Origin of the sequence: Cellulomonas sp. S1-8, from assembly GCF_026184235.1 — a bacterium.
GTDB lineage: Bacteria > Actinomycetota > Actinomycetes > Actinomycetales > Cellulomonadaceae > Cellulomonas.
The window spans coordinates 643,482-668,330 of sequence record NZ_CP110806.1; the positions used below are offsets into that span (position 1 = coordinate 643,482).

The 24,849-nt window shown below is 74.7% G+C and carries 25 protein-coding genes; 10 read left to right on the forward strand and 15 right to left on the reverse strand.

The window, feature by feature from the left end; all coding sequences use genetic code 11:
• Positions 1-103: 103 nt before the first annotated feature.
• The 7 genes from OKX07_RS03020 to OKX07_RS03050 form a co-directional block, all read right to left on the reverse strand.
• A complete protein-coding gene (locus OKX07_RS03020; protein WP_265630389.1) occupies positions 104-862 on the reverse strand; it encodes a LysR substrate-binding domain-containing protein in 759 nt (252 codons plus the stop codon).
• Positions 859-1,590: a tRNA (guanosine(46)-N7)-methyltransferase TrmB gene (gene trmB / locus OKX07_RS03025; protein WP_265630390.1), complete on the reverse strand. Its 732-nt coding sequence runs from the start codon at positions 1,588-1,590 to the stop codon at positions 859-861. The genes OKX07_RS03020 and trmB overlap by 4 nt, the downstream gene beginning before the upstream one ends.
• 23 nt (positions 1,591-1,613) lie before the next feature.
• Entirely contained in the window at positions 1,614-2,393 is a 780-nt protein-coding gene (locus tag OKX07_RS03030; protein WP_265630391.1) for a VOC family protein, read from the reverse strand.
• Positions 2,394-2,524: 131 nt separating this feature from the next.
• Positions 2,525-3,538, reverse strand: a complete 1,014-nt coding sequence (locus OKX07_RS03035; protein WP_265630392.1) for an alpha/beta hydrolase — start codon at positions 3,536-3,538, stop codon at positions 2,525-2,527.
• A 134-nt stretch (positions 3,539-3,672) separates the two neighbouring features.
• Entirely contained in the window at positions 3,673-4,329 is a 657-nt protein-coding gene (locus tag OKX07_RS03040) for a histidine phosphatase family protein (protein WP_265630393.1), read from the reverse strand.
• A 117-nt stretch (positions 4,330-4,446) separates the two neighbouring features.
• Positions 4,447-4,848, reverse strand: a complete 402-nt coding sequence (locus OKX07_RS03045) for a type II toxin-antitoxin system VapC family toxin (RefSeq protein WP_265630394.1) — start codon at positions 4,846-4,848, stop codon at positions 4,447-4,449.
• Positions 4,845-5,117, reverse strand: coding sequence for a type II toxin-antitoxin system VapB family antitoxin (locus tag OKX07_RS03050; RefSeq protein ID WP_265630395.1), 273 nt, complete (start codon positions 5,115-5,117; stop codon positions 4,845-4,847). Before OKX07_RS03050 ends, OKX07_RS03045 begins: the two co-directional genes overlap by 4 nt.
• A 157-nt stretch (positions 5,118-5,274) precedes the next feature.
• Between OKX07_RS03050 and clpB the strand changes: the two genes are divergently transcribed.
• On the forward strand, positions 5,275-7,872 hold the full coding sequence (clpB, locus tag OKX07_RS03055; RefSeq protein ID WP_265630396.1) for an ATP-dependent chaperone ClpB: 2,598 nt from the start codon (positions 5,275-5,277) through the stop codon (positions 7,870-7,872).
• 145 nt (positions 7,873-8,017) lie between these two features.
• Positions 8,018-8,716, forward strand: a complete 699-nt coding sequence (locus OKX07_RS03060) for a DedA family protein (RefSeq protein ID WP_265630397.1) — start codon at positions 8,018-8,020, stop codon at positions 8,714-8,716.
• A gap of 6 nt (positions 8,717-8,722) precedes the next feature.
• On the opposite strand, the gene OKX07_RS03065 is transcribed toward OKX07_RS03060, so the two are convergent.
• From OKX07_RS03065 to OKX07_RS03075, 3 genes are all read right to left on the reverse strand, one after another.
• Positions 8,723-9,208: a septum formation family protein gene (locus tag OKX07_RS03065; RefSeq protein ID WP_265630398.1), complete on the reverse strand. Its 486-nt coding sequence runs from the start codon at positions 9,206-9,208 to the stop codon at positions 8,723-8,725.
• A 125-nt stretch (positions 9,209-9,333) separates the two neighbouring features.
• Positions 9,334-10,776 (reverse strand): DUF4190 domain-containing protein, encoded by a 1,443-nt coding sequence (locus OKX07_RS03070; protein WP_265630399.1) that lies wholly within the window; start codon positions 10,774-10,776, stop codon positions 9,334-9,336.
• A gap of 88 nt (positions 10,777-10,864) precedes the next feature.
• Entirely contained in the window at positions 10,865-11,659 is a 795-nt protein-coding gene (locus OKX07_RS03075; protein WP_265630400.1) for an exodeoxyribonuclease III, read from the reverse strand.
• Positions 11,660-11,879: 220 nt separating this feature from the next.
• Here OKX07_RS03075 and OKX07_RS03080 point away from each other — a divergent pair, with 220 nt between their 5' ends.
• Complete coding sequence (locus OKX07_RS03080) at positions 11,880-12,632, forward strand: SDR family NAD(P)-dependent oxidoreductase (protein ID WP_265630401.1); 753 nt, start codon at positions 11,880-11,882, stop codon at positions 12,630-12,632.
• Between the two features lie 119 nt (positions 12,633-12,751).
• Positions 12,752-13,780 (forward strand): family 43 glycosylhydrolase, encoded by a 1,029-nt coding sequence (locus OKX07_RS03085; protein ID WP_265630402.1) that lies wholly within the window; start codon positions 12,752-12,754, stop codon positions 13,778-13,780.
• Between the two features lie 45 nt (positions 13,781-13,825).
• Here the strand turns inward: OKX07_RS03085 and OKX07_RS03090 are convergent, their stop codons facing one another.
• Together OKX07_RS03090 and OKX07_RS03095 are read right to left on the reverse strand one after the other, a co-directional pair.
• The gene (locus OKX07_RS03090) at positions 13,826-14,386 is read right to left on the reverse strand and encodes a hypothetical protein (RefSeq protein ID WP_265630403.1); all 561 of its coding nucleotides are present in this window, start codon (positions 14,384-14,386) and stop codon (positions 13,826-13,828) included.
• A gap of 11 nt (positions 14,387-14,397) precedes the next feature.
• Positions 14,398-15,546, reverse strand: a complete 1,149-nt coding sequence (locus tag OKX07_RS03095) for a zinc-dependent alcohol dehydrogenase (RefSeq protein WP_265630404.1) — start codon at positions 15,544-15,546, stop codon at positions 14,398-14,400.
• A gap of 409 nt (positions 15,547-15,955) precedes the next feature.
• Between OKX07_RS03095 and OKX07_RS03100 the strand changes: the two genes are divergently transcribed.
• From OKX07_RS03100 to OKX07_RS03120, 5 genes are all read left to right on the forward strand, one after another.
• Positions 15,956-16,771 (forward strand): hypothetical protein, encoded by an 816-nt coding sequence (locus tag OKX07_RS03100; RefSeq protein WP_265630405.1) that lies wholly within the window; start codon positions 15,956-15,958, stop codon positions 16,769-16,771.
• Positions 16,768-17,271: a phage holin family protein gene (locus OKX07_RS03105; protein WP_416220817.1), complete on the forward strand. Its 504-nt coding sequence runs from the start codon at positions 16,768-16,770 to the stop codon at positions 17,269-17,271. The genes OKX07_RS03100 and OKX07_RS03105 overlap by 4 nt, the downstream gene beginning before the upstream one ends.
• Positions 17,264-17,995, forward strand: coding sequence for a DUF3618 domain-containing protein (locus OKX07_RS03110; RefSeq protein WP_265630406.1), 732 nt, complete (start codon positions 17,264-17,266; stop codon positions 17,993-17,995). The genes OKX07_RS03105 and OKX07_RS03110 overlap by 8 nt, the downstream gene beginning before the upstream one ends.
• Before the next feature lie 233 nt (positions 17,996-18,228).
• On the forward strand, positions 18,229-18,576 hold the full coding sequence (locus OKX07_RS03115; RefSeq protein WP_265630407.1) for an STAS domain-containing protein: 348 nt from the start codon (positions 18,229-18,231) through the stop codon (positions 18,574-18,576).
• Positions 18,573-19,226 (forward strand): ANTAR domain-containing protein, encoded by a 654-nt coding sequence (locus tag OKX07_RS03120; protein WP_265630408.1) that lies wholly within the window; start codon positions 18,573-18,575, stop codon positions 19,224-19,226. Before OKX07_RS03115 ends, OKX07_RS03120 begins: the two co-directional genes overlap by 4 nt.
• A 79-nt stretch (positions 19,227-19,305) precedes the next feature.
• Here OKX07_RS03120 and glpK read toward each other — a convergent pair whose 3' ends face one another.
• From glpK to OKX07_RS03135, 3 genes are all read right to left on the reverse strand, one after another.
• Positions 19,306-20,826: a glycerol kinase GlpK gene (gene glpK, locus OKX07_RS03125; RefSeq protein WP_265630409.1), complete on the reverse strand. Its 1,521-nt coding sequence runs from the start codon at positions 20,824-20,826 to the stop codon at positions 19,306-19,308.
• 63 nt (positions 20,827-20,889) lie between these two features.
• Entirely contained in the window at positions 20,890-21,627 is a 738-nt protein-coding gene (locus tag OKX07_RS03130; RefSeq protein WP_265630410.1) for an MIP/aquaporin family protein, read from the reverse strand.
• Between the two features lie 110 nt (positions 21,628-21,737).
• The gene (locus tag OKX07_RS03135) at positions 21,738-23,549 is read right to left on the reverse strand and encodes a glycerol-3-phosphate dehydrogenase/oxidase (RefSeq protein WP_265630411.1); all 1,812 of its coding nucleotides are present in this window, start codon (positions 23,547-23,549) and stop codon (positions 21,738-21,740) included.
• Positions 23,550-23,723: 174 nt separating this feature from the next.
• Between OKX07_RS03135 and OKX07_RS03140 the strand changes: the two genes are divergently transcribed.
• Positions 23,724-24,701, forward strand: coding sequence for a sugar-binding transcriptional regulator (locus OKX07_RS03140; protein WP_265630412.1), 978 nt, complete (start codon positions 23,724-23,726; stop codon positions 24,699-24,701).
• The last annotated feature ends 148 nt before the right edge of the window (positions 24,702-24,849 follow it).

Below are 24,849 nucleotides of genomic sequence, written 5' to 3' on the forward strand. Positions count from 1 at the left end.
CACGGTGGCCCGCCGGGCGTCGGCGTGCGTGGGTGTCGGCGTGCGTGGGTGTCGGCGTGCCCGGGTGTCGGCGTGTGCCGGGTGTCGGCGTGAGCCCGGCAGGTCAGCGGCCGCGGCGCGGCTGCGTCCGACCCGGTGGGCGGCCCGTCGTCCGTCCCGGCGTCCGGCCCTGGGCGGGGCGGGGCGTCCGCGGCGCGCGTGGCGGCGTCGTCGGCTCGTCGCCCCGCCCGTCGGCGCCCCGCCCGCGGGAGCTGGCCACGGTGCGCCCGCGCACGATCCCGACGAGCTCCTGCGCGTGCGGGTGCTCGCGGTCGGCGAGCCACACCAGCACGACGGGGGAGCCGGGGGCGTCGGGCACGGTCCGCACGGCGGTGCCCGGGCGGTCGTGCAGCCGCGCGAGGGCGTGGGGCACGAGCAGCACGCCCTGGCCGGCGACGACGAGGTCGGCGGCCGTGGGCACGTCGGGCACGTCGACGACGTCGACGTCCGGCGGCAGCCAGCCGAGCACGTCGTCGCCGGGCACCAGCACCGTCTCGCCCGCGAGGTCCGCGACGGCGACCTCCTCGACGACCGTGAGCACGTGGTCCTGCGGCGCGACGACGACGCTCTGCTCGGTCCACAGCGCGACCACCGCCCAGCCGGTGGCGGTGGTGGGCGTCGTCGTGGGCAGCCCGGACGGGGGAGCGCCACCGCCGGCGGGCGGCAGGCGCAGCACGGCCGCGTCGACGTCGCCGCGCAGGACGGCCGCGGCGGCGTCCGCCGGGGTGCCGTGGACGACGTCGAGCGGCTCGTCGGGCAGGCGCTCGCGCCACACGCGCGCCCACCGGTCGGGGCTGGTGCCGGGCACCAGGAGCAGCCTCATCGCACGCGCCGCACGATCACGTCGGTGACGTCGTGCCCCAGCGCCCGGCCGCGCTCCTCGAACCGCGTGACGGGCCGGTGGTCGGGCCGCCGCACGACGCCGCCGTCGAGGTCCGGGTCGCCACCGAGCACGTCGGCCATCTGCCGGGCGTAGTCCGCCCAGTCGGTCGCCACGTGCAGGGTCCCCCCCACGCGCAGCCGGTCGCGCAGCAGCGCGACGTGCGTCGGCTGCACGAGCCGCCGCTTGTGGTGGCGGGCCTTGGGCCACGGGTCGGGGAAGTACGCGTGCACGGCGTCGAGGCTGCCGGGGGCGACGTCGGCGCGCAGCAGCCGCAGCGCGTCGCCGTGCGCGACGCGCACGTTGGTGAGGCCCTCCCGCTCGACCAGCAGCAGCAGCGCCGCGACGCCCGGCTGGTGCGCCTCGACCGCGAGCCAGTCGCGGTCGGGGTCGGCGGCGGCCATCGCGGCGGTCGCGTCCCCCATGCCGGACCCGATCTCGACGACCAGCGGGGCCGCCCGGCCGAACAGCGCGACCGTGTCGAGCAGACCGTCGGGCGTCCGCGGCGGGGGGAGGCGCGCGTCGTCGACCGAGAAGCCCCACCGGGGGAAGAGGCGCTCGAGCGCGTCCGTGCGGTCCGTGCCGAGCGCGGTGCGGCGCGGGTGGAACGTGCGCAGCGGCTCGTGGGGTCGCGACGCGCGGTGGGTGAACACGTCGTCCGGGGGTGGCACGCCGTCCACCCTACGCAGCGCCGTCAGGCGACGAGGTCGTCGTCCGTGGTCTGCAGCAGCGCGACGACCTCGCCCGACGGGCCGCGGACCAGCAGCATCCGCCCGTACGGGGTGTCCTCCGGTCCGCTCACGACCTCGCCCCCCAGCTCGGCGACGTGCGGGGCGACCGCGTCGGCGTCCTCCACCGCGACGTACCAGGTCCAGGCGGCGGCGACGTCACCCGCGCCCGGGCCGTACCCGCCGATGCCGGCTGCCGGCGTCCCGCCGACGGACAGGGACGTGTACGTGAAGTCCGGGGCGCTCATGTCCTGCTGCTCGTACCCGAACACGGTGGTGTAGAAGCGGCGGGCGGCGACGGGGTCGTTCGACATCTGCTCGGCCCACGCGAAGGCACCGGGTGCGTCGGTCAGCTCCCAGCCGGTGTGCGTCCCCGACTCCCACAGCCCGACGACGGCGCCCGTCGGGTCGGCCAGCACCGCCGCCCGGCCCATGTCCGGGACCGTGACAGGTCCGGCGACGACGGTCGCGCTCGCCTCGACCGCACGTGCCACGCATCGCGCGACGTCGTCCGTCGCGAGGTACACGCACCACCCGGCCGGCTGCGGCGCGGCCGCGACCCGCAGCCCCGCGACCACGTGCCCGTCGACCGTCGCCGTGACGTACCCGCCCGTCTCGGGGCCGCCGACGCGCAGCTGCCAGCCGAGCAGCCCGCCGTAGAACCGCTGCGTCGGGCCGAGCTCCGTGACGGTGATCTCCGCCCAGGCGGGCACACCGGCGGGCCAGGGGCTCGCGCTGACGGTCATGGGGGTCCTCCGGGGTCGGGGGTGCGGACGTCGTCCGCGGTGGGGCGAGCACAGCCAACCACCGCCGTCCGGGTCGCGCACGACGTGCTCGTCGGCGGTGGGGCGGGGCCGCGCCGTCGGGTGGTGGTCGGTCAGTCCGCCGGCAGGCGGGTCGTGAGGAAGTCGGTGACCTCGTGCAGGTAGCGCTCGCGGGCGACGGGGCCGGACAGCGCGAGGTCGTGCGCACCGCCCGGCACCTCGACGTACGTCACGTCGGGTCCCAGCCGGTGTGCGCGCTGCGCCATGTGCGCCGGGTCGAGCACGGAGTCCGTGCTGAGCAGCGCGTCGTGCGCCGTGCGGTGGGGGCCGGCGGCGTCCGACGCGAGCACGATCACCGGGACGTCGACCTCGAGCCCGCGGGCGACCCGCGCGTGCCCGCGGCGCACCGAGCGCACGAAGCCGGCGCGGACGGGGAAACCGGCGTGCGGCTTCCACGCGAGGTCGAAGTCCCACTCGCCGCCGGTGTCCCGGTGCAGCGCCTGGCCGTAGTACGGGGCCACGGTGCGGACCTTGACACGCGGCACGGGCCGACCGATCACGTCGACCGCGCGCGCGAGCAGCGTGCGCTCGAAGAGCGTCCCGCGCACGTCGAGCCACGGGGAGTTGAGCACGAGGGCGTCCACGAGCCCGAGGCCGCGGCGGGCGTCGGCCCACAGCGCGGCCGTCAGGCCGCCGGTGGAGTGGCCCATCAGGACGAGCACGTCGTGCTCGGCGTGCAGCAGCCGGACGGCCGCGTCGAGCTCCTCCGCGTACACCGCGAGGTCGGTCGTGTCGTTGGGCGGGCGGCCGGTCCGGATCGAGCGGCCGTGGTCGCGCAGGTCGAGCGCGTACGTGTCGTACCCCGCCGCGGCGAGCGCGTCGCCGACGTGCGGGTGGAAGAAGTAGTCGATGAACCCGTGCAGGTACAGCACGGCACCGCGGGTGGGGGCGGCGTCGGCGTCCGGGACGCGGCGGACCAGCGTCGCGACGGGGTCGACGCGCGTGCGGCGCGTGACCGCGTCGGGACGCAGGTGCAGCGTGCGCGCACGCCACTGCTCGCCGAGCACGTCGGTGCGTTCGTCGTCCCACCGGCCAGGGGCCGGGCGGGGGTCCTCGTCGTCGGCCACGCGCCGATCCTCGCACGCGGCCCGCCGCGCACACGGGGACCCCACTGCCCAGCGTCCCTGGAAGTGGGCACATCTGGTGGTGCGGTGACCGGTAGTGGTCACTCGTGTGACCACTACCGGGCCTGCCGGGGCCGTCAGGCGACCGAGGGGACCGGGGTCGGGGTGCGCATCGGGCGGGCGGCGATGTGGCCCTGGCCGGCGACGTCGAGCGCGAGGGCCGTGATGCGGGACGTGCCGTCCGGGTCCACCTCGACCGTCGTGACCGACGCGTTGGGCAGGGGCACGAGGCCGACGTCGTCGACCATCGCGAGGTACGCGCCCAGCGCGAGCCCGTGACCGACGACGAGGACGTGCCCGTCGCGCTGGGTCTGCGCGATGCGCGCGAACACCTCGCGCGTGCGGTGCATGAAGTCGGCGCCCGGCTCGCCCCCCGGCAGGCCCGGGTGGGTGCCGGCGAGGACGTCGGTGACGAGGTCGGTCCACTGCACGACCTCGTCGAGGACGCGCTCGGGCCGCTGCTCGTAGATGCCGAAGGAGTACTCCAGCAGGTCGGGGTCGGTGCGCAGCGGGATCTCGGGGTGGTGGCGCAGCAGCTCGACGGCGGTCGCGACGGCACGTCCCGACGGGGACGACCAGGCGGCCGTGAACGGGGTGTCGGCCAGGTGGCGTGCGGTGGTGCGGACGCCGACGCGGCCGTCGCGCGTCAGGGGCGAGTCGCAGCGGCCCTGCAGGATGCGGCGGGCGTTGAAGTGGGTGCGGCCGTGGCGGACGAGCGTCATGGTGAGGGTCATCGGTGCCCTGCTCTCTCGTAGTTGTCGCATCGACGCTAGGGGCCCCACGTGTCGCGCCGACGACGCCGGTGTGACGCGTGCGTGACGGTTCGCCGTCCTCAGCCGGCCGGCGTGCCGTCAGTCCCGTGCCCGGGCGGGACGCAGGTCCGTGTGGGAGAAGTCGTCGCCGACGAACAGCAGCGGCTCGTCCTGCTCGGTGGCCAGGGCGTAGGAGAAGCAGTCGCCGAGGTTCAGGCGGGCGGGGTGCCCGCTGCCACGGCCGAGCTCGCGGTACGCGTCGGCCGCGATCCGGGCGTGCTCGGGCGTCATCGCGACCACCTCGATGCCGAGCCGCTCGAGCAGGGACTCGACGCGCCGGCGCTGCTGGGGCGCGCCCTTCTGGGCCACGACCGCCGAGAGCTCGACGAACGTCGGCGCTGACATGCGCGGGCGCGGGTCGGCCAGGACCGAGCGAACGAGCTCGTCGGCACCCGGCTCTCCCAGGAGGATCGCGACGACGGCCGAGGTGTCGACGATCACCTGGGGAGGCCGAGGTCGTCGTAGAGCGCGGAGTCCGCGTCCGCGATCCGGGCGCGGTCCTGCGGGCTCAGGTCGGCCCGGTAGTCGACGAGGAGCCGCTGCACGTCGGCCCACCGCGTGTCGACCCGCCCGACCGGGGCGAGCGACTCGACCTCCGCGAGGCGGCGCGCGACCGCGTCCTCCACGGCGGCGGTCTGAGACTGCCCCGTCAGCTCGGCGAGCCGGCGGACGAGGGCGTGCGTCCGCTCGTTCTTGATGTTGAGCGACATGGCGAGATTCTACCGTCGCTCCTTCTTCCGTCTACCCTCCCCGCTGCCCGCCGACGGTGGGCTCGCCGGCCGAAGTTGAGCGGAATACACTCAACTTCGCGGACCGTTGAGCATGACGGCACCACATCGACGCGCGACGTACGCACAGGAGGTCCCGTTGGACGCGAAGTTCACCACCCGCTCGCAGGAGGCGCTCGGCGACGCCATCGCCCAGGCGAGTGCGGCCGGCAACCCCCAGCTCGAGCCCGCCCACGTCCTGAACGCCCTGCTCCAGCAGGAGGGCGGGGTCGCGAACGGCCTGCTCGACGCGGTCGGCGCCGACCGCGCGACCCTCGGCCGCGCCGTGCGCGGCATCCTCGTCAACCTGCCGTCGTCGTCCGGCGCGTCCGTCGCGCAGCCGTCGGCGTCCCGGCAGACCGCCGTCGCGCTCGAGGCAGCGAACGCCGAGGCCCGCAGCCTGGGCGACGACTACGTCTCGACCGAGCACCTGCTCGTCGGGCTCGCCGCCGGGCAGTCCGGCGTCGCCGACGCGTTGCGCGCCGCCGGGGCGTCCCGTGACGCCCTGCTCGCCGCGCTGCCGACCGTGCGGGGCAGCGCACGGGTCACCAGCCCCAACCCCGAGGGCACGTACAAGGCCCTCGAGCAGTACGGCGTCGACCTCACGCAGCACGCCCGCGACGGGCGGCTCGACCCCGTCATCGGCCGCGACGCCGAGATCCGCCGCGTCGTGCAGGTGCTGTCGCGGCGCACCAAGAACAACCCCGTGCTCATCGGCGAGCCCGGCGTCGGCAAGACCGCCGTCGTCGAGGGGCTCGCGCAGCGCATCGTCGCCGGCGACGTCCCCGAGTCCCTGCGGGGCAAGACGCTCGTGTCGCTCGACCTCGCGTCGATGGTCGCGGGCGCCAAGTACCGCGGCGAGTTCGAGGAGCGCCTCAAGGCCGTCCTGGCGGAGATCACCGCGTCCGACGGTCAGGTCATCACCTTCATCGACGAGCTGCACACCGTCGTCGGCGCCGGTGCGGGCGGCGAGGGTGCCATGGACGCGGGCAACATGCTCAAGCCCATGCTCGCCCGCGGCGAGCTGCGCCTCGTCGGCGCGACGACGCTCGACGAGTACCGCGAGCGCATCGAGAAGGACCCCGCCCTCGAACGGCGCTTCCAGCAGGTGTTCGTCGGCGAGCCGTCCGTCGAGGACTCCATCGCGATCCTGCGCGGCCTGCGCGAGCGCTACGCCGCGCACCACCGCGTCGAGATCTCCGACGGCGCGATCGTCGCCGCGGCCACCCTGTCCGACCGGTACATCACCGGCCGTCGGCTGCCCGACAAGGCCATCGACCTCATCGACGAGGCCGCGTCGCGCCTGCGCATGGAGCTGGACTCCTCACCCGTCGAGATCGACGAGCTGCAGCGCGCCGTCACCCGCCTGGAGATGGAGGAGTCGTTCCTCGCCAAGGCCGACGACCCCGCGTCGAGCGCCCGCCTCGAGCGGCTGCGCGCCGACCTCGCCGACCGCCGCGAGGAGCTCGCCGCCCTCAACGCGCGCTGGGAGAAGGAGAAGGCCGGCCACAACCGCGTCGGCGACCTGCGCGCCCGCCTCGACCAGCTGCGCGCCGACGCCGAGCGCGCCCAGCGCGAGGGCGACCTCGCGACCGCCGGGCGCCTGCTCTACGGCGAGATCCCGGCCGTCGAGAAGGAGATCGCCGCCGCGGAGGAGTCCGAGGCGGCGGACGTCGAGCAGACGACGCTGCCGCCGATGATCGCCGAGAAGGTCGGCCCCGACGAGGTCGCCGAGGTCGTCGCCGCGTGGACCGGCATCCCCGCCGGTCGCCTGCTGGAGGGCGAGACCGCCAAGCTGCTGCGCATGGAGGACGTGCTGGGGACGCGGCTGATCGGGCAGAAGGCGGCCGTCGCGACCGTGTCCGACGCGGTGCGTCGTGCCCGGGCCGGCATCTCCGACCCCGACCGCCCGACCGGCTCGTTCCTGTTCCTCGGGCCCACCGGCGTCGGCAAGACCGAGCTGGCCAAGGCGCTCGCGGACTTCCTGTTCGACGACGAGCGCGCGATGGTCCGCATCGACATGTCCGAGTACGCCGAGAAGCACTCGGTGGCCCGGCTCGTCGGCGCGCCCCCCGGGTACGTCGGCTACGAGGAGGGCGGGCAGCTCACCGAGGCCGTGCGGCGCCGGCCGTACTCCGTCGTGCTGCTCGACGAGGTCGAGAAGGCGCACCCCGAGGTCTTCGACGTGCTGCTGCAGGTGCTCGACGACGGTCGCCTGACCGACGGCCAGGGCCGCACGGTCGACTTCCGCAACGTCATCCTCGTGCTGACGTCGAACCTGGGCTCGCAGTACCTCGTCGACCCGACGTTCGACGACGCCGCGCGACGCGACGCCGTCATGGGCGCCGTGCGGTCCGCGTTCAAGCCGGAGTTCCTCAACCGGCTCGACGACATCGTGCTGTTCGACGCGCTCACGCTGGGCGAGATCGGACGGATCGTGGACCTGCAGGTCGAGTCGCTGGCCCGTCGCCTCGCCGACCGCCGCCTCACCCTCGAGGTGTCCGAGGGTGCACGGGAGTGGCTCGCGCTCGAGGGCTACGACCCCGCGTACGGGGCGCGACCGCTGCGCCGCCTGGTGCAGAAGGAGATCGGCGACCGCCTCGCGCGCTCCCTGCTGGCGGGTGAGATCCGCGACGGCGACACGCTCCACGTCGACCTCTCCGACGCCGGCCTGACCCTGCGCACCACCACCCCCTGACCCGACCACCGCGAGCGCGGTACTCCGCGGCCGAGTGCGGTACTCGTTCGTGCCGCGCTCGGCCGTCGAGTACCGCGCTCGGCGTGGGGAGGGAGTGCGGGGGCGTGCGCGCGGGGCGGGTGGGGGCGTGGCAGCATCCGGAGACATGCCCCTGATCGCAGCCGCAGCCGACGCCGCACCCGAGCTCACCGGGCTGGCGGGGTGGGTGGTCTCCGTGATCGAGGCGCTCGGGCCCCTCGGCGTCGGGTTGCTCGTCGCCCTCGAGAACCTCTTCCCGCCGATCCCGTCCGAGGTCGTGCTGCCCGTCGCCGGGTACGTCGCCTCCCAGGGCGGCATGTCGCTGGTGTGGGCGGTCGTCGCCGCGACGATCGGCGCCGTCGTCGGCGCGTGGGCGCTCTACGGGCTCGGCCACGGGCTCGGACGCCTGCGCGTCCGCCGGTGGCTGAGCCGCATCCCGCTCATGGAGCCCGAGGACCTGGACCAGGCCGAGCGGTGGTTCCAGCGGCACGGCGACGTCGCCGTGCTCGTGGGCCGCTGCATCCCCGTCGTGCGCAGCCTCATCTCCGTGCCCGCGGGCGTCGCCCGTATGAGCTTCGTGCGGTTCACGCTGTACACGCTCATCGGGTCGGCGGTCTGGAACGGCGGGCTGGTCTGGGCCGGGTACGCGCTGGGGTCGCAGTGGGAGGACATCGGCCGGTACAGCGACTGGCTCAACGCGGCCGTGTACGCCGTGATCGCGGTCGTGCTCCTGCACTTCGTGTGGGCGCGCACCGGTGCGCGCGGCGAGCGGCGCCGGGCGGCGCACATCTCCGCGCAGGGCGACGCGACGGACCCGGTGGCCTGACCGGCCTCAGCCTGCGGGGGTCGGTGACTCGCCCGCCGGCGTCGCCGTGCCGTCGACGAACGACCCGGTCACAGGTCCCGTCGGCACCGCGAGGCACAGCCCCGTCCGGTCGCCGCGGGACCACCCGGCCTCGCTCGGCGCCCACGTCACCAGGCGGACGCCCGCGGCGACCTCCTCGTCGCTCAGGACGCAGGCCCGGGTGACGCGCTGGTGCGCACCGTCCTGCCCCGGCCAGGCGGCCGCGGCGTCGAACGCGTACTGCGCGACGACCTGCGCGGCGTGCGGGTCGGCGCACGGCACGACGCCCACGCGCCCCACCTCACCGTCGGCGGGCAGCGCCTCCAGGCACGACCCGGTGACGAGCTGCACCGCGTACGCCTCGACCGGCTGGGCGACGTCCGGTGCCAGGGGCCTGCTGCGGTAGTCGCTCAGCGTGCGCGTGCCCACCACCGCGAGCGCCGCGAGCACGACGACCGCCCCGGCGCCCGCCACACCGAGGACGACCCGGCGGCGTGCCCGCGAACGCTGGGCCGCCGCCTCCGGCCAGCCCTGCGCGTAGTGCGTCGGCGGGTTCGGGTCCTCGGGGACGTCCGGGACGGGGCGCGTGTCGTCGGAGGTCAGGACGACACCCCGGAGGCCGGTGCGACGAGCGAGCCCGTCGTGCCGAAGGTGTCCTCGTACACGCAGTAGCCGACGAGCTGACCGGCGGCGACCTGGTCGGGGTGGGGCAGCCACACGTCGGTGTAGCCCCAGCCCAGCAGCCCCGGGTCGAGCGCCTCGACCGCCGAGTCGCACTGCGCGTACGCCTCGGCGAGCACCGGGTCGTCGACCGTGAGGTCCGTGGCCGGCGCACCCGTGGCGGTCAGCAGTGCGACCACCTCGACCTCGTGGTCCTCGTCGCACGGCACGGTCACGGCGTCGGACAGGTCGTAGAACTCCGGCAGCGTCGCCCAGCACGTCCCGAGCGCGACGTCCTGCGGCAGGGCGTACGACGGCAGCACGTCGGCCTCGGGGTCGCCGAGCCCGTCGCCGAGCTGCTCGTCGAGCTCGTCCAGCAGCCCGTCGAGGTCGTCGGTGGTCCCGCTGTCGCTCTCCAGGTCCTCGAGCATCTCGTCGAGGCCCTGCTCGTCGAACGCGTCCGTCGCGTCCTGCGCGTAGGACGACTCGAGCTGCGCGAACCAGACGGTGACCCAGACGACCAGCGCGAGCACCACCGTCGCGACGGCGCCGACGACGATGCCCGCGATCGCCATGCCGCGGCCGCGGGCCCCGGTGCGGCGGATGCGCGCGAGCGCGCCGATGCCCAGGCCGATGCCGATGGGCCCCGTCGCACCCGCGAGCAGCACCAGACCGCCGACCGACGTGACGAGCGACGCGACCGCCAGCCCGTCGGTGGGCTGCGGCGGCGCCCAGCCGTACGGCTGCCCGGGTCCGCCGTAGGGGGGCGCACCCTGCCCGGGTCCGCCGTACCCAGGGCCACCCTGCCCGGGTCCGCCGGATCCCGGTCCGCCGGATCCCGGTCCGCCGTATCCCGGTCCGCCGTACGGCGGACCGCCGGGGGCCGGCCCCGCCTGCGGCGCGGTCCCGTACGGCGCGGCACCGTAGGCCGCGGTGCCGTACGGCGCAGCGCCGGAGGGCTGCCCGCCGAACGTCGGCGCCGCGGGCGGGGGACCTGCGGGCGGTGTCCCGTAGACGGGCGCGGGCGCACCAGGGGCAGCGCCGGACCAGGCGTCCTGCCGCACCGCCCACGGGTCGGCCGCCGCCGGGCCCGGTGCGGGCGCGGGCGGCGGCGTCGCCGTCAGGCCACCCGGCACGAGCGCGGGCGGCGTGGGTGCGGTCCACGCCGGGGGCTGCTGCGGGCCCGTCGCGAGCGGCTGGGTGTCCGCGAGGGTCGTCGTCAGCGGCTGCGTGTCGTGCACGCCCGCGCGGTAGACGGGGGAGGACGTCGTGCCCCACGACGCGGAGTCCGGGGCCGGGGCCGCGTCGGCGGTCGGGGGCTCCGGGACGGGGGGTGCCGCGGGCCCCTCGGGGGGCTCTGGCGTGCGGTCGTCGGACGTCATGAAACGCAACCTAGCCGAGCGCGGGCGCGCCCACGTCCCCCGGTCGGTCGTCGTTCCCGATACCACCCGCTCCCGCGGGGCGTCCGTGTCACGGCGTCCGGATCTCGAGGATCACGGGCACGTGGTCGGACGGCTGCTTGCCCTTGCGCTCGTCGCGCTCGATGCGCACGCCGTCGACGCGCGCGGCCAGCGCAGGGCTGGCGTACGTGAGGTCGATCCGCATGCCCTCGTTGCGGGGGAACCGCAGCTGCTGGTAGTCCCAGTAGGTGTAGGTGTGCTCCGCGGGGACGTGCACGCGGGACACCTCGGTGTAGCCGACGTCCGCGAGCGCCTCGAACGCGGCGCGCTCGGCGGGGGTCACGTGCGTGCGGCCCACGAACCGGGCGACGTCCCACACGTCGGTGTCGAGCGGGGCGATGTTCCAGTCACCGACGAGCGCGACCTGCGCCTGCGGGTCCGCGGCGAGCCAGCCCTGCGCGGCGTCGCGCAGCGCGCCCAGCCAGTCGAGCTTGTACGTGTAGTGGGGATCCTCGATCTCGCGGCCGTTCGGCACGTACAGGCTCCACACGCGCACCCCACCGCACGTCGCGCCGAGCGCGCGCGCCTCGGCGGCGGCAGGGTCGCCCCACGTCGGCTGACCGGGGAAGCCGCGCTCGACGTCCGTCAGGCCGACGCGTGAGATCACGGCCACGCCGTTCCACTGCGAGTACCCGTGCGTCGCGACCTCGTACCCCAGGGCCTCGAACGGCTCGCGCGGGAACGCCTCGTCCTTCACCTTCGTCTCCTGCAGCGCGAGGACGTCGACGTCCGCGCGCTCGAGGAAGGCGACGGCCCGGTCGAGCCGGGCGCGGATGGAGTTGATGTTCCAGGTGGCGAGGCGCATGGCGTGGAACGCTACCGGCGCCCACCGACGCCGGTCCTCCCGGAGGCGTCGCACTGGTCGGTCGGGGATGTCCGGTTCGTCCGGTCCGGTGACAGCGCTGCAGGTCGCTGGTGATCCGGACGGTCCGCGGTTACCGTGCGGTACCCGACATGCCGGGCGTCGGGCGACCGCGCGACCGCGGGTCGGCACACCGTCCCGCAGCGCCACGGAGGACCCGCCCATGACGTCCGACCTCGCCGGCCGCCGCGCCCTCGTCACCGGCGGCGCGGTCGGCATCGGCCGCGCCGTCGCGCTCGGCCTTGCCCGCGCCGGGGCCGACGTCGCGATCACGCACCTGGCGCACGACGCCGCGTCCGTCGTCGAGGAGATCGAGGCGCTCGGCCGTCGCGGCTTCGCGGTCCAGCTCGACGCGCGCCACAGCTGGGACGTCGACGCGGCCGTCGCGGCGGCCGCGGACGCGCTCGGCGGGCTGGACGTGCTCGTCAACAACGTGGGCGGGCTCGTCGACCGACGGCCCCTGACCAGCACCGACGACGCGCACTGGCACCACGTGATGGACCTCAACCTCTCGTCCGCGTTCTACGCGACGCGCGCCGCGCTCGCCCTGCTGCCCGACGGCGGCCGCGTCGTGACGATCAGCTCCCAGGCCGCGGTCGCCGGCGGCGGGTCCGGCGGGGTGCCGTACGCGACGGCGAAGGCCGCCGTCGAGGGCTTCACGCGGGCGCTGGCGCGCGAGCTCGGCCCGCGGCGCATCACGGTCAACGCGGTCGCGCCGGGGTTCGTCTCCGGCACGCCGTTCCACGCGACGCACACCCCGGAGCCCGCGCAGCGCGCGGCGGTCGCGGCCACGCCGCTGGGCCGTGCGGGCGTGCCCGACGACGTGGCGGCCGCGGTCGTCCACCTGGTGTCCGACGGTGCGTCGTTCGTCACAGGGACCGTGCTCGACGTCAACGGCGGCGCGTGGTTCCGCTGACGAGACGGGTGCCGGGACTTTCGGTGACGCTCCCGCAACAGAGCGGACACGCGGGGCCGGTATTCTGCCCAGGCGTCGCGTCCGAGACCGGGCCGGCGGCACCCAGGAGGTAGCACGTGGTGAGCGGAGCAGGCGCGGGCGTCGAGGACGCCCTGCGCGTGGCGGGGGCGGACGGCACGGCGACGGAGACGGTCGTGCTGGACGGGCCCCTCGTCGAGGGGGTGTGGACGGCGGACCCGTCAGGCCACGTCTGGGACGGCGTCCTGTACGTCTACACGTCGCACGACGAGGAGACGGGCGTCGCGCGCGACGACGACGGCAGCCACTACGACATGCGGGACTACCGGGTGATCGAGCTGCGCGACGCCGGCGGCCCGGCGCTCGACCACGGGGCCGTCCTGCACGTCGACGACGTGCCGTGGGCGGAGCGCCAGATGTGGGCCCCGGACGCGGCGCGACGCGGCGATACTTTCTATCTCTTCTTCCCGGCCAAGGACCTCGACGGCGTCTTCCGGATCGGCGTCGCGACGTCGTGCTCGCCGACGGGCCCGTTCACGGCCGAGCCCGAGCCCATCGCGGGGATCGGCAGCATCGACCCCGCGGTGCTCACGGACGACGACGGCAGCGCCTACCTGTACGTCGGCGGCATCATGGGCGGGCAGCTGCAGCGCTGGGACGGCGCCACCTACACCGGTGTCGACGCCTACCCCGCGCCCGACGCCCCCGCCCTCGGCCCGCGCGTCGCGCGCCTGACCGACGACCTGCTCGCGCTCGCCGAGCCGGCCCGCGAGGTCGTCGTGACCGACGCGGACGGGCAACCGCTCACCCAGGGCGACCCGCGCCGCTTCTTCGAGGGTCCGTGGGTCTCGCGGATCGACGGCGTCTACCACCTGCTGTACTCCACGGGCGGCGCCCACACGCTCGTCCACGCGACCTCCGACTCGCCGTACGGCCCGTTCACGTTCCGCGGCACGGTCCTCGAGCCCGTCGTCGGGTGGACCACGCAGGGCTCGATCGCGCAGCTCGACGGCCGGTGGTACCTGCTCTACCACGACGCCCGGGCGTCGGGCCACGACCACCTGCGCAACGTGCGCATCGCCCCGCTGACCGTGCACGCCGACGGGCGTCTGACGGCCGACCCGCGCTGACCCCGACAGGTCGCGCGGGCCGACCGCGTCTCGGACGTGCCGGTCTCAGACGCGTCGTCGCAGGGCGCGCACCGCTGCCAGCACCGCGACGCCCCCGACGATCCACGGCCCGGCGACGATGAGCGGGTCGAGCAGCTGGTGCCGCACGTCCGTGCGTCCCCGGCGGGACGCGACGGGGTGGCGGCGCAGCTCGGACAGGACGCCCGTCTCGGTGATCGGGTTGTCCGGCCGCAGCGTCGCCAGCGAGCGCAGGTGGGCACCGGCGGCGTCGACGCGGTCGGCCGCGATGAGCAGCAGCCAGTGTGCTGCGCGTGCCTCGCTGAAGCGCTCGTAGGAGTACCGGCGGATGGCACCCGACAGGCCGTGCGGCGGCTGCGCGGTGCCGAACACCGGCGTCAGCATCTCGTGCTCGATCGACCGCTCGCGCGGGTACGTCTCGGGCTGCCGCTCCGGGAGCTCCCAGTGCGCACCGTTCGGCAGGTCGGACCGCTCGCGCGGCACCTGCGGGCGGTTCGCGGTGTCGAGGTCGGCACCCCAGCCGGGGATGCGGGCACGCAGCTCGTCGGGCGTCTCGGGGAGCGGCGGCTTGGCGGCGGTGTACGGCATCGGCGGTCCTCTCAGTCCTCGGACGGGATGATCAGCGGCTTGATGCAGCCGTCGAGCTTGGACGACATCACGTGGTACGCCTCGGCGATGTGCTCGAGCGGGAAGCGGTGCGTGACGACGTCGCTGGGCCTGAGGTAGCCCGCCTGGATGTGCTCGAGCAGCCGCGGCCACTGCCGCTTCGCCGGCGCCTGGTTCATGTTCAGGGTCAGCCCCTTGTTCATGGCGTCCCCGAACTTCACGGCCGAGAAGAGCGGCCCGTACGCGCCGAGCACGGACACGGTCCCGCCCTTGCGGACGGCGTCGATCGCCCAGTTGAGCGCGACGGGGGAGCCGCCCTGCAGCTTGAGCTTCGCGGCGGTGATGTGCTGGGTCAGGTTGCCGTCCGCCTCGGCGCCGACGGCCTCGATGACGCGGTCCGCCCCGAGCCCGTCGGTCGCCTTCTTCAGCTCCACGACGATGTCGTCGTGCTCGTTGTAGTTCCGGGTCTCCGCGTAGGCGAACTCCCGGGCCTTGGCCAGGCGGTACTCGAGCTGGTCGACGACGATCACCCGGCCGGCGCCCATGAGCCAGGCCGAGCGTGCCGCGAACAGCCCGACCGGTCCGGCGCCCAGCACGACGACCGTGTCGCCCTCGACGACGTCCGCGATCTGCGCCCCGAAGTAGCCCGTGGCCAGGGCGTCGGTCATGAGCACGGCGTCGTCGTCGTCGAGCCACGCGGGGATCTTCGAGGGCCCGACGTCGGCGAAGGGCACGCGGACGTACTCCGCCTGCCCGCCGTCGTACCCGCCCGTGGAGTGCGAGTAGCCGTACATCCCGCCGATGGCGGTCGCGTTCGGGTTTACGTTGTGGCAGTTCGAGTACAGACCGCGGGCGCAGAAGAAGCACGTGCCGCAGTAGACGTTGAACGGCACCATCACGCGGTCGCCGACCTGCAGGTTCCGGACCGACGACCCGACCTTCTCCACGACCCCGACGAACTCGTGACCGAACGTGTGACCGATCCGCGTGTCCGGCATCATGCCGTGGTAAAGGTGCAGGTCGGAGCCGCAGATGGCGGCACGGACGACCCGGACGACGGCGTCGTTGGGGTGCTCGATCGTCGGGACGTCCTTCTCCTCGACGCGGACCTTGTAGGGCCCGCGGTAGGTCATCGCGCGCATCGGTCACCTTCCGGCTGGGGGCTCCAGGGTGCGCACCACATGTCCGGATCCGCATCCCGAGGACCGGCGTCGGACCGGCGGGGCTCTCGCCGCGCGCCGACCGCCGGGACGACCTAACGTTCGGGGAGCGGAGCACAGCTGCCCCGCACATCGCACCGACGGAGGAAGCCCGTCGGCGCCTACCCGGTCACGCCGGGCGGCGCCTGACCTGGCCCCGTCCTGCAGCCGTGGTTCTCCCTGCATCACCCCGTGCACGTCGCTGCGGTGACGGTCACGTGGGTGGCGCCCGACGCCGGGAGGCCTCGCCGACCACGCCCGACACGCGCACCACGGACCCCCCCGGTGCCGGACGTCGTGGGGCGGGCACCGGGACGCACGGACAGCTTCACGAGTGAGTGAGAGGACGACCATGACGCACGACATCCAGGGTGCGGCCGCTGCGACGGCGGGCACCGCGAAGCAGGAGACGGCCGACCTGGCCCACGCCGCGGTCGACAGCGGCCACGACCTGCTGCACGAGGTCAAGTCCGAGGCGGCAGGCATCGCCTCCGAGGCCGCCGGTCAGGCACGGGACCTGTTCGGCGAGGCCCGGGCGGGCCTGACCGACCAGGCCTCCGAGCAGCAGGTGCGCGCCGCAGCGGGACTGCGGGCACTCGGCGACGAGCTCGGGCGGATGGCCGACGACTCGCAGGACGCCGGGCTGGCGACGGACCTGGTCCGTCAGGTCTCCATGCGCACGGGCTCCGTCGCGACGTGGCTCGAGGACCGCGAGCCGGGCGACGTGCTGCACGAGGTCGCGGACTTCGCGCGGCGCCGTCCCGGTGTGTTCCTGGCGATCGCCGCGGGCGCCGGCGTCCTGGCCGGTCGGCTCACGCGCGGCCTGAAGGACGCGCCGCCGCCGCAGCCCCGGTCGCACCGCGCGCCGGGTGCGGCCACGACGACGGCACCCCCGGCTCCCACCGCCCCGACCCCTCCGCCGGCCCCGGTGGCGCCGGTCAGGACGACCGCCTACGACACGCCGTCCGCGGCCGGCCTGGGCACCTCCACGTCGCAGCCCGCGACGACGACCTCGTGGCCCCCCGTCGCGGGCGGGACGGCCGGCACGTCGTCCGTCGGCGGCCCGACGCCGGTCGCACCCGCGTCCGGCCACCTCGCGGGCTCGGGTGACGGGGGCACCGCCGGTGGTGACCCGCTGGCAGGGCTGACGCGCGAGGACCGGCCGTGACGGGCCCCGACCCCACCGTCGCGGGCACGCGCGCGACGCCGGGCGTCCCGCCGACGGGCGCCTACCCGCCGCCCGGCACCCCGCTGGGTGCGGGAGCCCCGCCGGTCGGCGCCGACGACGATCGCCCGTCCCTCGGTGATCTCATCAGCGCCGTCACGCAGGACCTCTCGCTGCTCGTGCGGCAGGAGGTCGAGCTGGCGAAGGCGGAGCTCTCGCAGACCGCCAAGCGCGCCGGCACGGGGAGCGGCCTGCTCGCCGGGGCCGGCGTGGCCGGGCACTTCGTCCTGCTGTTCCTGTCCCTGGCGCTGTGGTGGGGCCTGCCGATGGGCCGCGCCTGGGCCGCACTCGTCGTCGCCGTCATCTGGGCGATCATCGCGGCCGTCCTCGCCAAGCGCGGGCGCGGCGAGCTCAAGCGCGTCAAGGGCATGCCGCGTACCGCGGAAACCGTCAAGAAGATCCCGAACGCCCTGAAGGGTGACGAGGAGGCCAACCATGAGTGAGAGCCCGGAAGAGATCCGTCGTCGCATCGAGGCGACCCGTGCCGACCTGTCGGCGAACGTCGACGCGGTCGGCGACACGCTGGACCCGCGCCAGATCGCGCACCGGCAGGCCGACAAGGTGCGCGGCCGCGCGACCGCGGTCCGTGAGCGGGTGATGGGCACCGCGCAGGACGCCCGCGACCGTGTCATGGGCTCGGCGCACGACGCGGGTGACTCCGTCGGTGCGGGCGTGGGCGGTGCGGCGGACGCCGCACGGTCCGCCGCGGGGTCGGTCGCCCAGGGCGTGAAGGACGCGCCCGGCGCGGTGGCGCACCAGGCGCAGGGCAACCCGCTGGTCGCGGGGCTCGTCGCCTTCGGTCTCGGCTGGCTGGCGTCGTCGCTGGTCCCCGCCTCCAAGCCCGAGCAGCGGGCCGCGCAGTCGGTCAAGGAGAGCGCGCAGGCCGTCGTCCCGCAGGCGAAGGAAGCGGCGCAGCAGGTCGCCGACGACCTGCGCGGCCCCGCGCAGGACGCGCTCCAGGCCGTCAAGGACCGGGCCGCGGAGGCGGCGGCCGGGGTCAAGGAGCACGGTGCCGAGGCGGCGACGGACCTGCGCGACCAGGCGCAGCACTCGGCCGAGGAGGTGCGCCAGGCCCCCCAGCAGGGAGGGTCGCCGTCGCAGGACGGCGGGTCGCCCTCGCAGCACGCCGGCCCCAGCACCCCGTACGGCAGCCCGGCGCAGCACTAGCGGTACCGAGGTACGGGCCCGCCCCGGACGCCCCGCGCGTCCAGGGCGGGCCCGTGCCCGTGGGCCTTCCTGGGCGAATTCTCCCCCCGGTGTCGGATACCCCCGAACGGTGCGACCCTGAGGAGGTGCGGGGCGTCGCCGCACGAGATCCGGGCCCTGGAGCCCACGCGGCGTGTATGGCCGCTTCAGGACACGGGGTGGCGCGCCGGCCAGTCCCCTCAAGGGTCGTCCTCATGCCCAGCTACGCCTCCCTCCCCGGCTCCGTCACCGTCGAGCCGCACGGTTCCGTGACGCTCGTGCGTCTGCGCGGCGAGATCGACATCTCGCTGCGCGACCAGGCCTCCAGCGCGCTTCCCCGGCTGCTCGACCCCCGGCTGCCCGTCGAGGTCGACCTCGCCGAGGTGCGCCTGCTCAGCGCCACCGGGTTGTCCTTCCTGGTGCAGTGCAAGGACGCCTGCACCCGGGCGGGGCTGTCCTGCGTCCTGCGCGGGGTCCCGGCGCACGTCGCGGTGGTGCTCGCCGCCGCCGAGCTCACCGCCTACCTGGGCGACGACGACCGCCACGGGCGGGTGTCGTCATGACCACGCTCGCGCCCCGCGCCACACCGGCGGTCGACGTCCCGCCGGGCAGCCCGGCCGTGGTCGCCGTCCTGCGCCGCACGGTCGAGGAGAAGCTGGGCCTGCCCGTCGACGTCCGCGTGACGGCGGACGTCGCGGGGCACGCGCAGCACCTGACCTCGACGTCGGGGGCCGTGGCGCCGGACGTGGCGTGGCCGACCAGCGGCACCCCGGAGCCCCGCGCGGTCGTCGCCCAGCACGCGAGCGCCGGCGTGCTGACGTCGGTCGCCGCACGCGCGCCGATCGCGGTGGACTGGTCCGTCGTGGCCACCGACCTGGACGAGGCGGCGGCCGTCCTGGCGGTCATGGTGTCCGACCGGGTCGCCCTGACCGACCTGCGTCAGGACGTCGCCGACCTGACCGCGGCGATGGCGAGCCGCGAGGTCATCGACCAGGCGCTGGGGGTCGTGATGGCGCACCGCCGCTGCGCCCCGGCCGACGCCCTGCAGGCCCTGCGTGTCGCGTCGCAGCGCCGCGGCGAGAAGGTCAGCGTCGTCGCCGCGCGCATCGTCGCGCAGGTCGCCGGACCGCAGCCGGACGCCCCGCGCCCGTTCGTCTCCCGGCGCCACCCGTCGACGTCGCGCCCGGCGGGCACGGCGCTGCCGGTGACGTGACGAGACCCGGGGCTCCCCCTCCGCGCCCCGGGTCCTCGCCGTCCCCGGCACCCGGACTGCCGGGACCGGACGCAGCGCGTCAGCGCACGTCGTCGTCCACCCAGTCGAACGACTTGGTGACGGCCTTCTTCCACAGCCGGTACTGCCGGTCGCGCTCGTCGGAGTCCATCGACGGCTCCCAGCGCTTGTCCTCGGCCCAGTTGTCGATGACGTCCTGCTCGCCGGACCAGTACCCGACGGCGATGCCGGCGGCGTAGGCGGCACCGAGCGCGGTGGTCTCGGCGATCTTGGGCCGGATGACGGGGACGCCGAGGATGTCGGCCTGGAACTGCATGAGCGCCTCGTTGGCGACCATGCCGCCGTCGACCTTCAGCTCCGTGAGGTCGACGCCGGAGTCGGCGTTCATGGCGTCCAGCACCTCGCGCGTCTGGAAGGCCGTGGCCTCCAGCGCAGCCCGCGCGATGTGCGCCTTGGTGACGTACCGAGTGAGGCCGACGAGCGCACCGCGCGCGTCGGAACGCCAGTAGGGCGCGAAGAGCCCGGAGAACGCGGGGACGAAGTACGCGCCGCCGTTGTCCTCGACGCTCGCCGCGAGCTGCTCGATCTCGGGTGCCGAGGAGATGATGCCGAGGTTGTCGCGCAGCCACTGCACGAGCGACCCGGTCACCGCGATCGACCCCTCGAGCGCGTAGACCGCGTCGGCGTCGCCGATCTTGTAGCAGACGGTCGTCAGCAGGCCGTTCTTGCTCGGCACCGGTGACGTCCCGGTGTTGATGAGCATGAAGTTGCCGGTGCCGTAGGTGTTCTTCGCGTTGCCGACCTCGAAGCACGCCTGCCCGAACGTCGCGGCCTGCTGGTCACCGAGGATCCCCGCGATGGGGACGCCCGCGAGCAGGCCCTTCTCGCGGTCCTTGCCGTACACCTCGGACGACGAGCGGATCTCGGGGAGCATCGACAACGGCACGCCCATCTCCGCGGCGATCTCCTCGTTCCACGTGAGGCTGTCGATGTTCATGAGCATGGTGCGCGACGCGTTGGTGACGTCGGTGACGTGCACCCCGCCGTCGGGGCCGCCCGTCATGTTCCACAGCAGCCACGCGTCGGTGTTGCCGAACGCGAGGTGCCCCGCCTCGGCCTTCTCGCGTGCGCCCTCGACGTTGTCGAGGATCCACCGGATCTTCGGGCCGGAGAAGTAGGTCGCGAGCGGCAGCCCGACGCGGTCCTTGTACCGCTCGGCGCCGCCCCCCAGCGCCGCGAGCTCGTCGCAGATCTTCTGCGTGCGCGTGTCCTGCCAGACGATCGCGTGGTGGACGGGCTCGCCCGTGCGGCGGTCCCAGACCACGGCCGTCTCGCGCTGGTTGGTGATGCCGACCGCGGCGATGTCGGTGTTCTGCAGGCTCGCACGTCCCAGGGCCTGGCCGACGACCTCACGGGTGTTCGCCCAGATCTCCGTGGCGTCGTGCTCGACCCAGCCCGCCCTCGGGAAGATCTGCTCGTGCTCCTTCTGACCGACCGCGATGATGGCGGCCTTCTGGTCGAAGACCATCGCGCGTGTGCTCGTCGTTCCCTGGTCGATCGCCATGACGTACTTCTCGGACATGTGTCGTCCCTTCGGCGTGGGGTGGTCGGTGCGGGTGCGGTGCGGGTGTGCGTCGAGGGTCGGTCAGCCGAGGTACACGCGGGCGACGAGCCCGGCGAGGACGCCGCCGACCATCGGGCCCACGATCGGGACCCAGGAGTACGCCCAGTCGGAGGAGCCCTTGCCGCGGATCGGCAGGAGGGCGTGCGCGATGCGCGGGCCGAGGTCACGTGCCGGGTTGATGGCGTAGCCCGTCGGCCCGCCCAGGCTCGCGCCGATGCCGACGACCAGCAGGGCCACGGGCAGCGCCCCGAGGTCCGCCGGCGACTTCGCGAACGCGAGGACGATGAAGACGAGCACGAACGTGCCGATGATCTCGGTGACGAGGTTCCAGCCGTAGGAGCGCACCGCGGGGCCCGTCGAGAACACCGCGAGCTTGGTGCCCGGGTCGGCGTCCTCGTCGAAATGCTTCTTGTACGCGAGGAACGCGAACGCGGCACCGATCGCCGCGCCGGCGATCTGCGCCGTCACGTACAGCAGGCCGTTGACGACGGTCACGGGGATGCCGGGGGCGAACTCCTCGGCGCCGGTGGCCCAGATGCCGACCGTGACGGCGGGGTTGATGTGCGCGCCGGACTTGAACGCGGCGTAGACGCCCGCGAAGACCGCGAGCCCCCAGCCGAAGTTGATGAGGAGCCAGCCGCCGCCGAAGCCCTTGGTCTTCGGCAGGATCGCGTTGGCGACCACGCCCGCGCCGAGCAGCAGGAGGAGCGCGGTGCCGACGAGCTCGGAGACGAACGCCTCGCCGATGGTGTAGTCCACGGTCGACCTCTTTCGTTGACGTCGTTGTCACGGGGCCGTGCGTACCGCCGGGGAGGGCGGGTGGTGCGGGCCGACGCCGGCGGGTCGGCGGGACCCACCGGCGCCGGCGATCAGGTGCCGGCGGGGCCGGCGGAGCCGCGACCTGCGGGCGAGCCCGGCTTGGTGCCCGGGTCGGCGCCCCCGCCGAGCGGCAGCAGCGGGGCGACGTCCACCGCGGCGAGGCGGACCTGCTCGGCCGACGCGTCGTCGGGCTGGGCGGCCGCGGCCTCCTCGGCCTCGGCACGGGCGCGGTACGTCTCGATCTCGCGCAGACGCGTCGCGTCGTCCCAGCCCAGGACGGGCGCGACCAGGTCGGCGATCTCGTCGAGCGCGCCGACGCCCCGGTCGGCCTGCTCGTAGTTGAGGCGGGTCCGGTGCATGAGGACGTCGTCGAGGTGCAGCGCGCCCTCGTGGCTGACGGCGTAGACGATCTCGGCGCCGATGTACGCCGGGGCGTGGGGCAGCGGCTCGGCGAGCTCGGGGCGCTCGTCGCACAGGTCGGTGAGCTCCTGCAGCAGCGAGCCGTACCGGTGCAGCAGGTGGTCCATGCGGGGGCGGTCCCAGCCGTACCGGGCGGCGGTCGCCCGGGACTGCCGCTGCACGACCTTGAGTCCCGCGGCGCCCACGAGCGGCACCTCGTGCGTGATCGACGGCAGCGTCGTGGCCCGGGAGCCGAGCGCGAAGTCCACCGCGTCCTTCGCCATCACGCGGTAGGTCGTCAGCTTGCCGCCCGCGACGACCGTCAGGCCGGGTGCGGGGGAGGCCACGGTGTGCTCGCGCGAGACCTTCGCGGACGACGTGCCCGCCTTGGTGCCCGGCTGCAGCAGCGGTCGCAGCCCCGCCCAGGTGCCGATCACGTCGTCGCGCGTCAACGGGCGGGACAGCACCTGGTTGGCGTGCTCGATGACGTAGTCGATGTCGGCGCTCGTCGCGACGGGGTGCGTCAGCTCCTGCTCCCACGGGGTGTCCGTGGTGCCGATCACCCAGTACCGCGACCACGGGATGATGAACAGGACCGACTTCTCGGTCTGCAGGATCAGGCCCGTGTCGCCCTCGATGCGCCGCCGCGGCACCACGATGTGGATGCCCTTCGACGCCAGCACGCGCAGCCCGCCCTCGCTGCCCGCGAGGGACTCGGTCTGCTCGGTCCACACGCCGGTCGCGTTGATGACATGGCGCGCGCGGACGTCGATCCGGTCCCCGGTCTCCAGGTCCACGACCTCCGCGCCCGTGACGGCGCCGCCCGTCGTGGTCTGCATGCCGACGACCTGGGTGCGCGTCGCGGCGTGCGCGCCGTAGCTGACCGCCGTGCGCACCAGGGTCTCGACGAGCCGCGCGTCGTCGACGCTCGCGTCCCAGTACCGGACGGCGCCGATCGCGGCGTCGTGCCGCAGGTCCGGGAACAGGCGCTCCATGCCCTTGCGGGTCAGGTGCGTGTGCATCGGCATGGCGCGGCGGCTGCCGGAGACCGACGCGAGGGTGTCGTACAGCGCGACGCCCGCGCCCACGTACGCCCGCTCCCACACGCGGTTCTCCAGCGGGTAGAGGAAGCTGACGGGCTTGACCAGGTGCGGCGCGAGGTGCGTGATCAGCAGGTCGCGCTCGGTGAGCGCCTCGCGGACCAGGTGGAAGTCGAGCATCTGCAGGTACCGCAGGCCGCCGTGCACGAGCTTGCTGGACCGGCTCGACGTGCCGGACGCCCAGTCCTGCCCCTCGACGATCGCGGTCGACAGACCGCGGGTGACCGCGTCGAGCGCGATCCCGGCCCCGGTGACCCCACCGCCGACGACCAGGACGTCCAGCTCGCGGCCGCCCTCGGAGCTGCGGCGCAGCGCGGCCAGCGCGTCCTGTCGTGCCTGGGCTGTTAGCGGTGCGGTCCTCATGCGGCGGTCCCTCCCGTGGAGCCGTCCCCGGCGGTCGCGACCCCGCGGTCGGGTGGCGCTCGCCCGCCGGGTGCGTCGCCGCTATGGTCATCACGTCCAGAACGGACGCGCAACTCGGGTGCACGAACGTGCACGGGTTGACGCTCCCATGGGGATCCCGAGAGGCGGTGCTGGGTGTTCGTGGAGCGGGAGCAGGACGTGCTGCGCGCGGCGTCCATGTACTACCTGCAGGACCTCAAGATGGAGGTCATCGCGCGGCACCTCGGGACGTCCCGATCGACGGTGTCGCGCCTGCTCAAGCGGGCGCGCGAGACCGGCCTCGTCGAGATCACCCTGCGCCCGTCGAGCACCCGCGCACCCGGTCTGGGGCGCTCGATCTCGGCGGCGTTCGGCATCGACACGTACGTCGTCCCCGTGCCCGACTCCGCCGGATCCGTCGAGCGCCTCGACCAGGTCGCCATGACCGCCGCACGTCTGCTCGCGTCGTGGTTCGACTCCGACATGGTCCTGGGCGTCGCCTGGGGCACGACCGTCGCCGCCGTGTCCCGGTACCTCGCCCCCAAGCCGACGCGCGGGTCCGCGGTCGTCCAGCTCAACGGCGCCGCGAACATGCGCACGTCCGGCGTGGACTACGCGTCCGACCTCATCTCGTCGTTCGGCTCCGCGTTCGGCGCCGCCGTCCACCACTTCTCCGTCCCCGCGTTCTTCGACTACCCCGACACCAAGGACGCGATGTGGCGCGAGCGGTCCGTGCGGCGCGTGCTGGACATGCAGCGTCGCGCCGACATCGCCGTGTTCTCCGCCGGGGCCGTCGCCGGGGCCGTCCCCTCGCACGTCTACTCGGCGGGCTACCTCGACGAGGCCGACGTGCGCTGCCTGCACGACGAGGGCGTCGTCGGCGACGTGTGCACGGTGTTCCTGCGCGCCGACGGGTCCTGGTCCGACGTGTCCCTCAACAGCCGCGCCACGGGCCCGACGCCCGACGAGCTGCAGCGCATCGCCCGCCGCGTGTGCGTCGTCGCCGGCGACAACAAGGTCGCCCCGCTGCTCGCCGCCCTGCACGCCGACGTCGTCACGGACCTCGTCGTCGACGAGATCACCGCCACCGCCCTCGTCGACGCCGTCACCACCCGCCCCCACCGCCCCCACTGACCCCGACCGGAACCCCACTCACGGTGTGGCGGCCGAGACGGTGACCGGTGTGCCGTTCGACGCCGCACGACTCGCCGACCGGAACACGGGTCCCCGTCCGACGGGCTGGACGAGGAGCCGTGTACCGGTCGCGGGCGGGTGGGGCGGC

What these genes read in the sequence shown, in the direction of transcription:
- OKX07_RS03020 (WP_265630389.1), bottom strand. Translation starts at nt 862, where the DNA reads ATGAGGCTGCTCCTGGTGCCCGGCACCAGCCCCGACCGGTGGGCGCGC.
- OKX07_RS03030 (WP_265630391.1), bottom strand. Translation starts at nt 2,393, where the DNA reads ATGACCGTCAGCGCGAGCCCCTGGCCCGCCGGTGTGCCCGCCTGGGCG.
- OKX07_RS03040 (WP_265630393.1), bottom strand. Translation starts at nt 4,329, where the DNA reads ATGACCCTCACCATGACGCTCGTCCGCCACGGCCGCACCCACTTCAAC.
- OKX07_RS03050 (WP_265630395.1), bottom strand. Translation starts at nt 5,117, where the DNA reads ATGTCGCTCAACATCAAGAACGAGCGGACGCACGCCCTCGTCCGCCGG.
- OKX07_RS03060 (WP_265630397.1), top strand. Translation starts at nt 8,018, where the DNA reads ATGCCCCTGATCGCAGCCGCAGCCGACGCCGCACCCGAGCTCACCGGG.
- OKX07_RS03070 (WP_265630399.1), bottom strand. Translation starts at nt 10,776, where the DNA reads ATGACGTCCGACGACCGCACGCCAGAGCCCCCCGAGGGGCCCGCGGCA.
- OKX07_RS03075 (WP_265630400.1), bottom strand. Translation starts at nt 11,659, where the DNA reads ATGCGCCTCGCCACCTGGAACATCAACTCCATCCGCGCCCGGCTCGAC.
- OKX07_RS03080 (WP_265630401.1), top strand. Translation starts at nt 11,880, where the DNA reads ATGACGTCCGACCTCGCCGGCCGCCGCGCCCTCGTCACCGGCGGCGCG.
- OKX07_RS03090 (WP_265630403.1), bottom strand. Translation starts at nt 14,386, where the DNA reads ATGCCGTACACCGCCGCCAAGCCGCCGCTCCCCGAGACGCCCGACGAG.
- OKX07_RS03095 (WP_265630404.1), bottom strand. Translation starts at nt 15,546, where the DNA reads ATGCGCGCGATGACCTACCGCGGGCCCTACAAGGTCCGCGTCGAGGAG.
- OKX07_RS03100 (WP_265630405.1), top strand. Translation starts at nt 15,956, where the DNA reads ATGACGCACGACATCCAGGGTGCGGCCGCTGCGACGGCGGGCACCGCG.
- OKX07_RS03110 (WP_265630406.1), top strand. Translation starts at nt 17,264, where the DNA reads ATGAGTGAGAGCCCGGAAGAGATCCGTCGTCGCATCGAGGCGACCCGT.
- OKX07_RS03115 (WP_265630407.1), top strand. Translation starts at nt 18,229, where the DNA reads ATGCCCAGCTACGCCTCCCTCCCCGGCTCCGTCACCGTCGAGCCGCAC.
- OKX07_RS03120 (WP_265630408.1), top strand. Translation starts at nt 18,573, where the DNA reads ATGACCACGCTCGCGCCCCGCGCCACACCGGCGGTCGACGTCCCGCCG.
- glpK (WP_265630409.1), bottom strand. Translation starts at nt 20,826, where the DNA reads ATGTCCGAGAAGTACGTCATGGCGATCGACCAGGGAACGACGAGCACA.
- OKX07_RS03135 (WP_265630411.1), bottom strand. Translation starts at nt 23,549, where the DNA reads ATGAGGACCGCACCGCTAACAGCCCAGGCACGACAGGACGCGCTGGCC.